Source organism: Mycolicibacterium boenickei, from assembly GCF_010731295.1.
GTDB lineage: Bacteria > Actinomycetota > Actinomycetes > Mycobacteriales > Mycobacteriaceae > Mycobacterium > Mycobacterium boenickei.
The window spans coordinates 1332718-1346926 of sequence record NZ_AP022579.1 but is presented as its reverse complement, the minus strand read 5'-3'; the positions used below and the strand labels follow the sequence as shown (position 1 = coordinate 1346926).

Here is a 14209-nt window from a genome sequence, read left to right as displayed (position 1 = left end):
CTCGCCACTTTGCACCCGGGTTCCGGTGTGCGCCGGGGTTTGCCGCGCAAATTTGCTGCACCGTCATTTCGGGTCGATTGTGGGCGGATCATGCATGCCGGACCCGTTGTGGTCGATACTTGAGCACGTTCAAAGTTCCCGTGTGTGAGTTCCGGAGGAGATTCAGGCGTGCCCGACCCCGACGACACCTTGCGTAGAGAGCTCGGCTGGACGGGTCCGGAGGAATCCCATTTCGAGCCCGACACCCGGCCAACCCGTCGTAAGCCGCCAGAGCCGCCATCGATCCCCGGCCGTCCGCCGGTCAATTTCGTGCCGTCCAAAGCTCCGGAGAACACCGATCCCGACGACTCCGGCTCCCCTCACGGCGTACCGACCGATCCCGACGCCGAGCGGGCCCGCAGCACGTTCCGGGAAGCGCCTCCCGCTCCGCCGGCCCCTCCGCAACAGCAGGCACCGCCGCCGCCACCGCCCGCACCGACCCAGCCTCCGCACGATGCCCGCCAAGCGCCGCCGAACCAGGCGCCGCCCGCCCCTGGACACCCGGAAGGCCGTCCGGATGCGTGGGAGCAGCATCCTCCCGGCTGGCAGCTTCCGTCTCAGCGGCCGCCCGGACCCGGGGGGCCTCCGCAGCAGCCCTATGGGCCGCCGCCCGGCCAACCCTGGCCTGCCGAAGGCGGATTCGCGCCCGATCCGGCTGCCGCACCTTCCGTTCCCCCACTGCCGACCGGCTCTTACGCCGACCGCATCCGGGTCAACGACCTCGTGCCGCCGAAGCGACAGCCGCCCGGCAGTGGTTGGCGACTGTTCGTCTACCGGGCGACGTTCGGACTGGTCAATCCCGGCCCGTCACCCGAGGACCTCCGGATGGCCGAGTTGGAGACCAAGATCAAGGGCCTCCTGCGCGGTCACTACAAAGTCGGCGTGATGGGCAAGGGCGGGGTCGGCAAGACCACCGTCTCGGCCAGTGTCGGGTCGATATTCGCCCAGCTGCGCCAGGACGATCGCGTGGTGGCCATCGACGCCGACACCTCGTTCGGCAAGCTCGGCAGCCGCGTCGACCCGCAGGCCCAGAGCTCGTACTGGGAACTCGCCAACGACCGCCACCTGGACTCGTTCGCCGATGTGCGCAGTCGGGTCGGCACCAACGCCGCCGGGCTGTTCGTCCTGGCCGGCGAGGGCACGCCGGCCCGGCGCCGGGTGCTCGACGCGGCGATCTACCGCGAGGCGACCACCCGTCTGGACAAGCATTTCTCGATCTCGGTGGTGGACTGCAGTTCGACCATGGACTCGCCGGTCACCCAGGAGGTGCTGCGCGACCTCGACGGCCTGATCGTGGTGTCCTCACCGTGGGTCGACGGCGCCGCCACCGCGGGCCAGACGCTGGACTGGCTGGCCGCCCACGAGATGACGGATCTGCTGCAGCGCACCGTGGTGGTGCTCAACGACTCTGACGGCCACGCTGACAAGCGCACGCGGACGATCCTGGCCGGACAGTTCTCTGGTCAGGGCCAGCGGGTGATCGAGGTGCCGTTCGACGGGCACCTGCGGCCCGGCGGCGTCGTCGATCCCAGGGAGATGTCGACTCCGACCCGCCGCAAGTTCTTGGAGATCGCCGCGGCCTTGGCCGAGCACTTCCCCACCTCCGACGAGCGGCGGGACCACTAGCCGGACAGGCTGATCAGCGCATTGCGCCGATCAGCGCCTCCAGGGCGTGGACGGCGGGGGCGTCGACGGGGTATTCCGCCTCGGCGCGGGCCACGATGTCCTCGGGAACGCCTGCCGCCGTGGCGGTTTCACTGAGCGTCAAGTTCGCCTGGCGACGCGCGGCGTAGAGCCGCTGTCCGAGGGTGGCCCCGGGCGCGGTAGCGGCAAGCGTGGTCAGCTCGTCGATCTGGCGCCGCACCGCGCTGAGCGCCTTGATCAGCGCGGGCGTCACCATGCTGAGCCGCGCGGCGCGGGCCGCGACCGCCTCGAGCTGACGAAGGTCGGCCAGCACAGACGTGACCCGCGGCGTGAACTCGGGTTCCCCGACGGCCGGCAGGGTGGCGATCGTCGACTCCAGGGTGTTCACCGCCGTCAGGACCGCCTGCGCGATCAGCGGGACCTCGTCACTGGCGGGCGGCGTCGTCGTCAACTGCGGTTGGGCGGTGACCACGGTCGGTGGTTCCACGGGTACCGGTGCCGGCATCGTCGGATCCGGTACCGGCCCACCCTGACGTAGCCGGGCGATGGTGCCCGGCGGCCAGCGCAGTACCTCTTCCAGCTTGAGCCGGGTGCGCTCGCGGGGCCAGCTGCGCCCCTTCTCGAATGCGATGAGGGCTCCGGCGTTGATGATCCCGTCCGCCGCGAGGCTGCGCTGACTGATGTCGAGTTCACGGCGTCTGGCCGCGGCTGCGGCGCCGGCGCGGATGAGTCCGACATCGAACTCGCCAGTGGCGAGGTCGTACTCAGCGTCGGTCATACGGGGCTGTTTCCTCGCCAATGTGCTCAGCCTCAGCCGAGTGCTGAAGCGGTTGCCGGGACCCCTCAATCCTAACCCCAGACCGCAGCACCGCTACGCAATGGGTTTTTCGCATCCGTAGCAAACAACCCCGACGCTACGGCTTCTCTCCAGCCCAAACCGCACTCATGCTACGGGTACACAAAGGTACCTCTCGGCGGTCTGACGTGCAGTTTTAGATCTAAACGGACTTTCCGCTGGTGGTTCACCATCGTTACCAATGCAAATTTCCGTAGCGTTGCACCGCTGCGGTTTCGACCAAACTGTTGCATCGCTACGGTTCTTGCTATAGCGTTCCCCCCAACGCGGTACACACCGCAACACAAGTCCTAACCAGGAGCAGCAGCATGAACGCACTGATGGCAAACGGCATCCCGCTCGGCGTGTGCACCAGTGACCCGGAGCGGTGGACCTCCACCCCCGACGATCAGGCGAAGGTCATCTGCCGGGAGTGCCCGCGGCGCTGGCTGTGCGCCCGCGAAGCCTGCGAACTGCCCCGCGCTGAAGGACTTTGGGCCGGCATCATGGTTCCCGAGGCGGGCCGCGGCCGAACCTTCGCGCTCAAGCAGCTCCGATCGCTGGCCGAGCGCAACGGCTACCCGGTGCGCAAACTGGGCCTGGTCTTCCCCGAAGCCGCCTGAACCCGCGACCGGCGCAACACACCAGTACTTTTATCTGGCCTTTACGCTGCCGATTCGAGGGGACGGCAGGGCAGGGGCGAGTTTCCACCGGGGGAGGAATAGGGGCCCGGGGTATGTCGTTACACCCGCAGACGGTGTCGGGCATTGCCCCGGGCCCCACACCAGAACAGTCGCTTCGAGCGACCACTCGCCGAGAGGCGCAGTGACGGCACCGTCCCCCAACTTCTCCTTGGATTATCGCTCGAGCTGGGCGACCACCGCATCGAGCAGAGCGTCGACATCGTCCTCGTCGTAGCCGCGCTGAAACATCGGCGGCTTCGGGAACACGATGTTGCGGACGTCATCGGCACCGAGGTGCCCACGCCCGTCCAGCCTGCGGGCCACCAGCGCGAGAAAATCGTCGACCGACTTCTTGTCGTAACCCCGCTTGCCCAGCGGCGGCTTCGAAAATTCGGTGCTGCGAACGTCTTCGGCTGTCAATCCCCCGGTCATGCGGGTCATGCTAACCGCGTCCGGTTCGCCTCAACGCGGTTACCGTGAGGATCATGAGCAATACCGATACGGCGCCTGCCGAAGTCACCTGCGCCAACTCGGAGTTCACCGGGGTGCTGCACCCGCGCGAGGTGCCGCTGGGCGGGCCGAGGGCGATGCTGGTCCGGCGCACTCTGCCACAGCGGGACCGGTCGATGATCGGGGCGTGGTGCTTCGCCGACCACTACGGGCCGCACGACGTCCGGGCCGCGGGCCGGGGCATGGACGTGGCGCCCCATCCGCACACCGGATTGCAAACGGTGAGTTGGCTTTTCGAAGGCCTGATCGAACACCGCGACAGCGCAGGAGTGCACGCCATGGTCCGCCCGGGTGAGCTCAACCTGATAACGGCGGGCGCAGGCATCTGCCACTCGGAGGTCTCCACGCCGGACACGACGCTCCTGCACGGGGTGCAGCTGTGGGTGGCCCTGCCGGACTCGGACCGCGACACCGGGCGCGACTTCGCCCACTACGCACCACGACCCCGGGCGGTCGACGGCGCCACCATCCGGGTGTTTCTCGGCGAGCTGGTCGATTCAGCGTCGCCGGTGCACACCTTCACACCGCTGCTGGGCGCGCAGATCGACCTGGATGCCGGTGCGGTGCTTACGCTCGATGTCGACCCGAGCTTCGAACACGGCGTCCTGCTCGACCAGGGTGCGATCGAGGTATGCGGCACCACGCTGGCCGTCGCCGATCTGGCCTACCAGGCGCCGGGGCGGGCACAGCTGCAGCTGGCCAACCGCTCAGACGGCCCGGCCCGGGCGATCCTGCTGGGCGGGCCGCCGTTCACCGAAGAGCTGGTGATGTGGTGGAACTTCGTCGGCCGCAGCCACGACGACATCGCGACCTACCGTGAACTGTGGCAGGCCAACGATGCCCGGTTCGGTGACGTGCAGGGCTACGAAGGCCCCATCGCACGGCTACCCGCACCGCCTTTACCCAACGGCAGGCTCAAGCCGCGCCCGCGGCCGTCTTAGGCGTTCAGGTACTGGGCCGTGCTGCCGCCCAACGGCATTTCTCCCAGCCCGAGCTTGCGGTGGTCCCAGCTGCGCTGCCGGTTGGGCACCACCCGCACGGCGATGCGGTTGTTCATCATCTGGTCGACGAACGGGCGCATCTCGTCGGTGTAGGGACCGGTGTAGCGCTCCCACACGCTGATACCCACGCGCAGAAGGGTTTCCGGATCGTCAACGATCTCCGCGGTGCCGTCGATCGACACGCCGCGCAGGGTGTCGTAGGTGTCGCCGTCCTCGATCATCACCGTGATCGTCGGGTCGCGGCGCAGGTTGACCGCTTTCTGCGACTTGGCCTTGGTCTCGAACCAGATCTCACCGTCGACGACCGCGTACCACATGGCGACCAGGTGGGGCCGGCCGTTGGGCAGCACCGTGGCCATCGTGGCGGTCCGACTGCGTTCGATGAATTCGGCGATCTCGTCGTCACTCATGACGATCTTCGTGCGCTCGTTCTTGCCCACCTGTCACCTCTCTGCTCGGTCAGCCCACCATAGCCACGGACCCACCGGGCCCCGGAAGCCCGGTCGGATACCGGGCTTCCGACTACAACACGCCGAACTGCGAGGTCACCCAGCGCACCGGATCCACGCACCGGAACGGGGCAATGCCCCTGGCGTGCAATCGGTTCCCGGTAGGCGCATGACCGAGCGCCGACACCGCGAAGTACCGGCTCGTCAGCCGCGGACCCGCGGCCGGATTTTCGACGCCGGCGACGATCGACCCGCCGTGCAGCCGGACCAACAAGCTGCGCACCTCCTGGTCGAGCAGTTGGCCGTCCACGTCGTCGTACCGCTTGCCGTCGGAGGTGTCGCGCAGGAAGGCCGCTCCCCCGTTCGACATCACCAGCGCCCATTCCGAACCCTGCACGTCCCGTAGCGCCCGCAGCACGTCGAACTTGGACAGGATCACCGCCAGCTTGGGCTGGCCCGGGTTGACCGCCAGCAGCAGATTGCCCAGCACCGAGCGGGGTTCCCCGCCGCTGAACGGCTGGGGCGGCAGCAGGTCCTGCAGTTGGTCGCGGATGGCCTTTACCCGCAGCGGGTCGAACATGAAGAACACCCCGTCGGCATGGCCGAAGAACTGGAAGGGCGGCGCACGCAGGTCACCGTTCTCCAGGTCCTCGCCCGCCACGTCGCGCAGCACCAGGAAGCGGCGCACCCCGTGCCAGACACCGATCGAGAACACCAGTGGCTCACGCTGATTCGGGGCCTGGGTGTGCACTGTCGGAGTGGGCGGCAACAGACCCCGCTGTACGTAGAGCGGCCCCTCGTAGTTGGTGGCGTAGTTCTGCACGGTGGCCCGGGTGACCGGTTCCATCACCACACCGAACCGCTCGCACAACAGCTCAAGCTGCTTGACCAGCACCGCGATATAGAGGCTCTTGCCCGTGGCCCGCGCGCCGGCGAGCGCGATGCAGATCGCGTGTCCCTCCCGGAAGCCTTCGGGAAGCGTGAAGTGGCAGACCGGACAGATCTCCACCGCGTGCCCCTGCAGTGCCCGGCTGGCCTCGGACACCGGCGGTGGCGGGCCGTTGTAACCGGGCGTGCGGGTCCAGGTGTAGAGCGGACCGCAATCGGCGGGTGCCCCCACATAGGCGGAGGCGACGTCGTCGCGATAGCGGGTGCCGCCGGCCTGCGCGGGCAGCGTCCACAGGTGATTGTTCGGGCTCAGCGGGGTGAAGCACCGCGGGCATTTGCTCATGTCAGCCCCGGCTCCCCCTCAGTCGCTCCGCCAGCGACGGTTGCTCAGCCCGCCGCGTCACCAGCCTGTTCACCATTTTGCGGTATCCGCGCATCGTCCCCTCAGAGGCATCGCCCGACAACTGCGCCATCAACACCACCACGGATTCCGCGTCCGCGCCGCCCATGGTGGCCGCAACCTGGCCGGCAAGCACACCCGCAAGCTGATCCACGGGGTCGAGCGCATGCGCGGTGGCCTCGGCCGCGGCGGCACGGAGCAGGCTGACCGCCACCACCGTCACCGGCGCCAGCTCGCCGCCGTCGACGAGCGGCAGCACTCTGGCCACCGCCTCTGCGCCGCAACCGTTTTCAGTGGCCAAGGCGTTGCAGGCCTGCGGATACGGCTGGCCGGCAAGCACGCCCAACAGCGCGAACGCCAGCAACCGCACCGCGAAATCCGGGTGCACCGACCCCGGCTCCAAACCGGCCAGTACGTGATCCCACAGCGGCACATAGGCACTCTGATGCGTGTACAGAAAACGCTGATGCAGCCAGTCGCGCGGCTCGATGTGGCGCACGGCCGCACAGGCCACCGCCACGTTGTCGCCGTTGTCCTCGATCACCTTGCCGGCGAGCTGGTGCAGCGCGTCCGAGTCCGCGGCTCCCACCAGGGTGCGCAACGCAGCCATCCTGGGCAGCGGGTCGGCACCGATGGCCAGCAACAGATCCGACGGGTTCCAGACCGAGGCCGCGGCGGCCGCGGCGAAATGTCCGGGCTCTGTCGTCCGCAGCCACCACAGCTGCGCGCCGAGGTCACCCGCGAGTTGCGGTCCGTGCCGCTGCGATCGCAACCCACGCAGCGCGGCGCGAATCCACACCGGGTCCCACGGCTGCGCCCCCGCCAGCTCGGCAGGCTCGGGCACCGTGGCCGCGTCGGCCAGCCAGTCCAGCAGGTCGTCGTCGATGGCGGTGCCTCCGGCATCGCCGTCACGCAGCAACCACGTCCCCAGCGACAACCGGTCCACGGCACCGATCCGCCCGCGCACCCCCGGATCCGCCAGGCCGGGCAGCACACCGTCGGTCAGCGCCGACCACAGCCGGTCGTCGGCGACCCCGGCGCGCAACAGCAGGTCAACGACCCGCAGCAACCGGTCGGGCCCCTGGGTCCGACCGTTCTCCAGGGCAGGCCCGATGGCCTTCCGCAATGACGAAGGTATTGGTTTCCCGTGAAACATCCTCGGCCCCAAGGGGATTGGTCCGCTCTGGGACAACCAGGCGTCATCAGCAATCGCCCGGGCGATGTATGTGGCATCGGCGAACGCCGCGCCGGCGCCGTCCGGCAACTCGTGCACGGCCCGCCAGGCATCGGCCGTCGTGGCGCCGACCACGGCCGAGAGTACGTCGGCGATGGTGTGCGCGGCCTCGGACCCGACCAGCGCACCCGACGGGGAATGCGCGGCGATCACCTCATGGGCCTCCACCTGTGCGTCGGCGAATTCGGGGTGCCGGGCCACCGCCATGGCCATGGGCCACGCGGGATGCAGGCCGTCGTCGCGCACCTGTGCGGAGAAGGTGTCGATGTCGTCGAGCACCCGCCGGGCCGATGCCACGTCGAGCAGCACCACCTGCGCCATAACCGACCACCGCGTCACCTCGATGCGGTGTCCGCCCGCGGTCCGGTGCGGATCGCCGCCGAGTTCACCCAGCGATACCGTCTCGGATTCGCTGATCACCACCAGGCCCGGTTCCACCGCGGCCACATCCTCGATCGGCACCGCGCTCAGCACCTGACCGTTGTGCGGCGCGACCTGCTCGGCCCGATCGAAGGTGGAGAAGCTCAGGCTCGCCGCGGTGCCCGGCGACATCAGGAAACTCGCCAGGCCGATCCACTGCGCCGCCACATCCGGAGACTGCACGCCCAACACCACCGGAGGCCCGCCGGCCAGTGCCGCGGCCACCGCGTCCAGCAGGGCGAACAACGTCGCCAACCGCCAGTGGGCGGTATCCAGCGCGAACGCCACCACGCTGTCCTTGGTCACCGCACTGCCGAGCTCCGGCAGCACCCCGGGAAGGACGGCCCGCGCCACCGCGGCAGCACCATAGGGCTGCAGCCAGTACGAGGACCGCCACCGTTGGATGGCCCGGGATCGCGGGTGGGTTTCGGGCGCCCGGTCCAGCAACACGTGGGCGAACACATTGCCCGGCCGGCCCGTACTGTCCGACCCGGCCGGGAAGGTGTGCCAGTAGCCGGCGCCGCCCCCGAGATGGCGGTAGGCCAGCCGGCGGGGACCCTGCTCGAGCTGCTCAGGAGTGGGGAAATCGGGCACCTGACCCACCGTGCGGAACACCGTGTGAACCCCGGCGATCAGTGCCTGCGTCTCCGTGGGCGTGAGACCGCCGCTGGTTTCCTTGACCTGCCAGCCACCGACACTCCCCACCGCATCGAACGACGTATAGGCGAGCTGGCCGTAGCGCGACGTCATAACACCGTCGTGGTGAGCTGCAGGGTCTGCACCGGCGGGTCCAGCAAGGCCACAGTGCGCAGCTGCGCCGGATCCGGAATGTTGAGGAACAGCCGGATCCAGCCGTGCAGGCCACTGACGTTCGCGGCCCACAGCTCGCCGGTGCCGGACGCGGTCAGCGCCGTCCAACGCAGCTGCTTGGACGGCTGGTCGGCCAGCTGTCCCTGCGCGTCCAGCGGCGCCACATCGACCGGCTGGCCGTCGTGCACACTCAACGGCATGCGCTGAGGATTGTTCACCAACACGAACGAAGGCGAGCCGGGCACGTCGTGTTCGGATCGCACGGCGACAGTCGCCGTGGTGGGAAAACCATTGGGGTCGCGCCCGATTCGCACCGCGTACTGCAGCCGCAGCATGCCCGGGTACTCGATGCTGGCCACCGGCCCCGTCACCCGGCGTCCGCCGGAGAACGCCACCGGCGCCAGGTGCAGCGAGCATCCACCCACCGGAAGCGCCCCGGTCAGGTGCATGCCGCCGTACTTCTCGTAGTCCTCGAGCGAGATCTCGAACGATCTGCCGGTGAGGCCGGCCCGGGGATCATGGCCCGTGGCCGCCAAGGTCACCACCACACCGGCGGCGCCGTCCGGCCACTCGAACGTCAGTACCTGCTTGTTGCAGTACTCGACCAGCTCGATGTCGCGGATGGTGCCGGTGCGCACCGCCGACACGGTGCGGCCGAGCACGGCATGCCCCGCCAGGATCGTCACCGGCGTGACGTAGGCCCGGCTCCAGCCCCGCGGCCAGGCCACCCCGGCCATCAGCGTGCGGTGGCTGCCATCGGGTTGAGCCTGATCCGTCACCGGTTGCCGCAACCGCAGGTCCGGCGTCAGGCCTACCTGTTCCAGTGCGTTCTCGGGGAGCTCGGTGGAGACACCGCCGGCACTCGGACCCGTCTGGCTGAGGTAGATCGCCACCTCGGCTCCGGGAGCGGCCCAGGACACGTCGAACGTCTCACCGTCGAAACCGGTGTCGACGCTGATATCGGTGACCGCGGCCAGCACCGCCGAGACTTCGATGTCGGCGTCGGCGGGCTCGGAAAGCCGCACGACCCCGTCGACCTCGACGGCGCAGCGCACCCGGTAGCGGTACCGCATCCCCCGGGCCGCTCCGGAGTCGACGAAACCGGTCCGGTGCTCGCCATCGGCCAGGATCCGGTACCGCGACTCGTCGATCCCGGATTCGTCCGCCGCATCGTCGGCCGGAATGCGGTACACGTGCACGGAGCTCGCCGCGGGCGGCGCCGTCCACTTCCCCATGACCAGGCCGTTGTCCTCACGAATCGTCATGTCGCTGACCGGGGCGACCAATACGCCACTGGCATAGAGCACCGGTCGGGTGCTCAGGGCGTCCGCTCGCGACGTCCCGGTGATGACCCACACCTGGTAGTAGCGCACCGGACCGGTCATCGCCCGGTCGTCGCTTGCCGCCGACAGCGGTGTCGCCGCGACGAGGTCGGCGTTCTCCGGGGACTTCGGCGCCCGGTCGTCGGCGCTGACCACCCGGTACAGCACCACTCCCCCGTTGGCCTGGTAGTCCGGCCAGCTGAGATCCACGACGCCGGGCCGCGCCGTGTCGTGGCGGAACGCGATGGCGTGCACGTCATCGGCAGCGGGCACCGCCGGCTCCGGCGGACTGACCGGCGGATTGACCGGCGCCCCGGCCTCGAGCTCGGCAAGCAGGCGGGCCATCTCGTCGGCGTGTTCGGCCACCGACCCCGGCAGCATCTCCCGGATCTGCTCTACCTCGGTGCGTCCGGACCGGAGCACCAGACGCAGGTGCGCCTCTTTGAAACTGCGCGCCGCGACCGCGCCGGAATCGACCAGTTGCTGACGCCAGGCCAGCAACGGTGCCAACCGGGGATCCGCGTCGTCGGGATCGTCGACGGGATACAGATCGGGCATCAGAACACCAAATCCCCGCCGGACGTGATCGCTGCGCGTCACGTGCTCCGGCAGCTCGAACAGCGCGAACTCCTGAGGTGTGTAGACCGACACTGGCCTGCACACTCGGAAACGCTACCGCAGCAGCGGCTTGGTCACCGCGACATGGTGGGTCACGTGGATGCCAGGGGTTGCGCAACACCACATATGGTCGGCACATCGGATGGATCGCGATCTGAGGAGGGACATGTCCCCTGCCCGCTCCACCAGCAACGACGTGTGGGAAGTGATGTCGACATCGCGGACCATCCGGCGGTTCACCAGCGAACCGGTGGACGACGCGACGCTGACCCGCTGCCTGCAGGCCGCGGCGTGGGCGCCATCGGGAGCGAACGCGCAAGCCTGGCGGTTCGTGGTGCTCGGCTCGGCCGAGCAACGTGCCGTCGTGGCCAAGGCCGCAGCCCAGGCGCTCGCGGTCATCGAACCGGTCTACGGCATGACGCGACCGGCCGAGGACGACACCAGCCGGCGCGCCAGAACCAACCGCGCCACCTACGAATTGCACGACCGGGCAGGCGAGTTCACCTCCGTGCTGTTCACCCAGCAGCGCTTCCCCACCGCCTCGGAACTACTGCTCGGCGGGTCCATCTTTCCGGCCATGCAGAACTTCCTGCTGGCCGCCCGGGCCCAGGGACTGGGTGCCTGCCTGACCAGCTGGGCCTCCTACGGCGGTGAACAGCTGCTGCGCGCGGCCGTCGGGGTGCCCGAGGACTGGATGCTGGCCGGCCATGTCGTGGTGGGCTGGCCGCGCGGATCCCACGGCCCGGTGCGCCGCCGTCCGCTCAGCGAGCTGGTCTGGCTGGACCACTGGGACAACCCGGCGACCTAGGCTTCATTCATGGGTCCAGCGTCAGCCCCGATGCCCGCGGCGTTCATCGGCCACGGCAGCCCGATGAACGCGCTCGAGTCCAACCGCTTCACCACGGCCTGGCGTGGTTTCGGGCAGGCCGTGCCCCGGCCCCGGGCCATCCTGGTGATCAGTGCGCACTGGTACATCAACGCCACCGCGGTCACCGCGATGCCGCACCCGCGCACCATTCACGACTTCTACGGATTTCCGCATGAGCTGTTCGAGGTCCGGTACCCGGCACCGGGACTCCCGGAGTTGGCCGAGGAGGTCAGCGACGTGGTGCACCCGACCTGGGTGGGTGCCGACGTGGACAGCTGGGGTATCGATCACGGCACCTGGTCGGTACTGGTGCACGCCTTCCCCGACGCCTCCATACCCGTTGTGCAACTGGCGATCAACGCCAACGAACCGGCCTCCTACCACCTGCAACTCGGGGCGAAGCTGGCGCCGCTGCGTGAGCGCGGTGTGCTGATCGTGGGCAGCGGCAACATCGTGCACAACCTCGCCGGCATGGACCCGGCGCAGCCCGAGGACGGTTTCGACTGGGCCCGCCGGTTTGACGACGCCGCCCGCGAACAGCTCACCCACTCCCCCGCCGACGTCCTCACCCTGGAGGCGCATCGGGACTACGCGGCCGCGGTTCCCACCCCGGACCACTTCATCCCGATGCTGTACTTCGCCGGGCTCGCCGGTGCCGCAGCGGATTCCGCTGGCACGGTCGACACCCTCGTCACCGGCTACGCCTACGGATCGCTGTCGATGACCTCCTACCTGCTGCGTTGACGCGGCTGATTCGGACGAGGCCGCCGATACCGGCGCGATAGGGTGACGGGCGTCATGCGCGGAATTCTTCTGGCCGGCGGATCCGGCACCAGGCTGCATCCGATCACCACGGGTGTCAGCAAGCAGCTACTGCCGGTCTACGACAAACCGCTCGTCTACTACCCGCTGTCGACCCTGATCATGGCGGGGATCCGCGACATCCTGGTGATCACCACGCCCACCGATGCCCCGGCGTTCCAACGCCTCTTGGGTGACGGCTCGGCGTTCGGCGTGAACCTGAGCTACGCCGCCCAACAGCAGCCCGAGGGGCTGGCCCAGGCGTTCATGATCGGCGCCGAGCACATCGGCACCGATTCGGTGGCACTTGTGCTGGGCGACAACGTCTTCTACGGCCCGGGCTTGGGCACCAGCCTGCGCCGTTTCCAGAACGTCAGCGGCGGAGCGATTTTCGCGTACTGGGTGGCCGACCCGGCGGCCTACGGCGTCGTCGAGTTCGGCCCCGACGGAACCGCCCTGTCCCTCGAGGAGAAACCGGCCGTACCCAAGTCCCAGTACGCCGTGCCGGGGCTGTACTTCTACGACAACGACGTCATCGAGATAGCGCGATCGCTGCGCAAGTCGGCGCGCGGTGAGTACGAGATCACCGAGATCAATCAGACCTACCTCAAGCAGGGCCGGCTCTCGGTCGAGGTGCTGGCCCGCGGGACCGCGTGGCTGGACACCGGGACCTTCGACTCACTGCTCGATGCCAGCGATTTCGTGCGCACCATCGAACGCCGCCAGGGCCTGAAAATCGGTGTACCGGAAGAGATCGCGTGGCGGGCGGGCTACATCGACGATGCGCAGCTGGCCGCCCGCGCCAACGAGCTGCCCAAGTCCGGCTACGGCGACTATCTGTTGGAGCTGTTGGCACGCAAGTAGTCACACCGTGGCGAAGAAGCGTCCGAGGGCGTCGGCAACTCGTTCGGGCGCCATCGCGGTCGCGAAGTGGGACTGGTCGGGCCAGGTGACCCGCTGCGCGTGCGGGATCACCTCGGCCAGGCGGTCCATGCCTTCCGGAAGTGGTGACCAGCTCAAGCCACCCTGCATCAACAACACCGGCAGCTCGATGGCGGCCCAACGGTCGATGTCTTGTCCGTCGTGCGCCATCGCTTCCAGATCCGCACCCGCAGAGCGCGTCACGGTTCGGCCGAATTCTTCACTCGGCATCTCGATCGGCGTCCCTTCGATCACCTCGGCGGGGACGCGCGCAACCTCGCGGGCGAAAACTGCGAGTGCTTCTATATAGCGGCCTTCCCCGCAGAACCGCCGGAAGCGCTCGAGAACGGGTAACAGGTGGGGCCCCGACAACAGCAACGGCGGCTCGAACAACGCCAGCGAGGCGATCCGATCGGCGTCGGCCAACGCGGCGTGAAGGGCCACCGAGGCGCCGTAGGAACCGCCGACGACGTGGACCTTCTCCCCCGCGGCGACAGGCACCGAATTCAGCACACAGCGCAGATCGGCCGCCTCGGTGGCGTACCGGTTCGGTGACCGGCCGGCCCCACTCGGCGAGTGATTGCGGCGGGCGTAGCGCACGATCCGATAGCCGGAGAGATGCTCACCGACCGCGTCCCACGAATCCAGGCCGCCGTTGGATCCGTGAACGAACACGACCGGTGGCCCATCGCCCGTCGCGTCCAGAACCAGTTCGGTGCCGTCGGGCGCTGTCAGTTCTGAAGGCACGACGTCAGTATCTATGCCC

General features: G+C 68.7%; 13 protein-coding genes. 6 read left to right on the top strand and 7 right to left on the bottom strand.

Annotation, left to right across the window (positions count from 1 at the left end; all coding sequences use genetic code 11):
* Nucleotides 1-168: 168 nt before the first annotated feature.
* Complete coding sequence (locus G6N57_RS06275; RefSeq protein WP_097926321.1) at nucleotides 169-1665, top strand: MinD/ParA family ATP-binding protein; 1497 nt, start codon at nucleotides 169-171, stop codon at nucleotides 1663-1665.
* Between the two features lie 13 nt (nucleotides 1666-1678).
* On the opposite strand, the gene G6N57_RS06270 is transcribed toward G6N57_RS06275, so the two are convergent.
* Nucleotides 1679-2461, bottom strand: coding sequence for a transcriptional regulator (locus G6N57_RS06270; RefSeq protein ID WP_077739734.1), 783 nt, complete (start codon nucleotides 2459-2461; stop codon nucleotides 1679-1681).
* Between the two features lie 386 nt (nucleotides 2462-2847).
* Between G6N57_RS06270 and G6N57_RS06265 the strand changes: the two genes are divergently transcribed.
* A complete protein-coding gene (locus tag G6N57_RS06265; RefSeq protein WP_019344794.1) occupies nucleotides 2848-3141 on the top strand; it encodes a WhiB family transcriptional regulator in 294 nt (97 codons plus the stop codon).
* Nucleotides 3142-3375: 234 nt separating this feature from the next.
* Here the strand turns inward: G6N57_RS06265 and G6N57_RS06260 are convergent, their stop codons facing one another.
* Nucleotides 3376-3642: a DivIVA domain-containing protein gene (locus G6N57_RS06260; protein ID WP_077739733.1), complete on the bottom strand. Its 267-nt coding sequence runs from the start codon at nucleotides 3640-3642 to the stop codon at nucleotides 3376-3378.
* A 44-nt stretch (nucleotides 3643-3686) separates the two neighbouring features.
* Between G6N57_RS06260 and G6N57_RS06255 the strand changes: the two genes are divergently transcribed.
* Nucleotides 3687-4652 (top strand): pirin family protein, encoded by a 966-nt coding sequence (locus G6N57_RS06255; RefSeq protein WP_077739732.1) that lies wholly within the window; start codon nucleotides 3687-3689, stop codon nucleotides 4650-4652.
* Here the strand turns inward: G6N57_RS06255 and G6N57_RS06250 are convergent.
* The 4 genes from G6N57_RS06250 to G6N57_RS06235 all read right to left on the bottom strand — a co-directional run bounded on the left by G6N57_RS06250 (nucleotide 4649) and on the right by G6N57_RS06235 (nucleotide 10793).
* Nucleotides 4649-5152, bottom strand: a complete 504-nt coding sequence (locus G6N57_RS06250; protein WP_077739731.1) for a pyridoxamine 5'-phosphate oxidase family protein — start codon at nucleotides 5150-5152, stop codon at nucleotides 4649-4651. The genes G6N57_RS06255 and G6N57_RS06250 overlap by 4 nt on opposite strands.
* An 82-nt stretch (nucleotides 5153-5234) precedes the next feature.
* Nucleotides 5235-6392 (bottom strand): hypothetical protein, encoded by a 1158-nt coding sequence (locus G6N57_RS06245; protein WP_077739730.1) that lies wholly within the window; start codon nucleotides 6390-6392, stop codon nucleotides 5235-5237.
* 1 nt (nucleotide 6393) lies between these two features.
* Nucleotides 6394-8853, bottom strand: a complete 2460-nt coding sequence (locus tag G6N57_RS06240) for a GAP1-N2 domain-containing protein (RefSeq protein ID WP_077739729.1) — start codon at nucleotides 8851-8853, stop codon at nucleotides 6394-6396.
* Nucleotides 8850-10793 carry a SaeA-related protein gene (locus G6N57_RS06235; RefSeq protein ID WP_077741792.1) on the bottom strand — a complete coding sequence of 648 codons (1944 nt, stop codon included), beginning with the start codon at nucleotides 10791-10793 and terminating at the stop codon, nucleotides 8850-8852. Before G6N57_RS06235 ends, G6N57_RS06240 begins: the two co-directional genes overlap by 4 nt.
* A 226-nt stretch (nucleotides 10794-11019) precedes the next feature.
* Between G6N57_RS06235 and G6N57_RS06230 the strand changes: the two genes are divergently transcribed.
* Genes G6N57_RS06230 through rfbA form a run of 3 tightly spaced genes read left to right on the top strand, consistent with a single transcriptional unit; the run spans nucleotide 11020 to nucleotide 13386 of the window.
* Complete coding sequence (locus G6N57_RS06230; RefSeq protein ID WP_077739728.1) at nucleotides 11020-11661, top strand: nitroreductase family protein; 642 nt, start codon at nucleotides 11020-11022, stop codon at nucleotides 11659-11661.
* A 30-nt stretch (nucleotides 11662-11691) separates the two neighbouring features.
* Complete coding sequence (ygiD, locus tag G6N57_RS06225; RefSeq protein WP_077739727.1) at nucleotides 11692-12465, top strand: 4,5-DOPA-extradiol-dioxygenase; 774 nt, start codon at nucleotides 11692-11694, stop codon at nucleotides 12463-12465.
* A gap of 54 nt (nucleotides 12466-12519) precedes the next feature.
* On the top strand, nucleotides 12520-13386 hold the full coding sequence (gene rfbA / locus G6N57_RS06220; RefSeq protein ID WP_077739726.1) for a glucose-1-phosphate thymidylyltransferase RfbA: 867 nt from the start codon (nucleotides 12520-12522) through the stop codon (nucleotides 13384-13386).
* Here rfbA and G6N57_RS06215 read toward each other — a convergent pair whose 3' ends face one another.
* Entirely contained in the window at nucleotides 13387-14190 is an 804-nt protein-coding gene (locus G6N57_RS06215) for an alpha/beta fold hydrolase (RefSeq protein WP_077739725.1), read from the bottom strand.
* Nucleotides 14191-14209 lie beyond the last annotated feature (19 nt).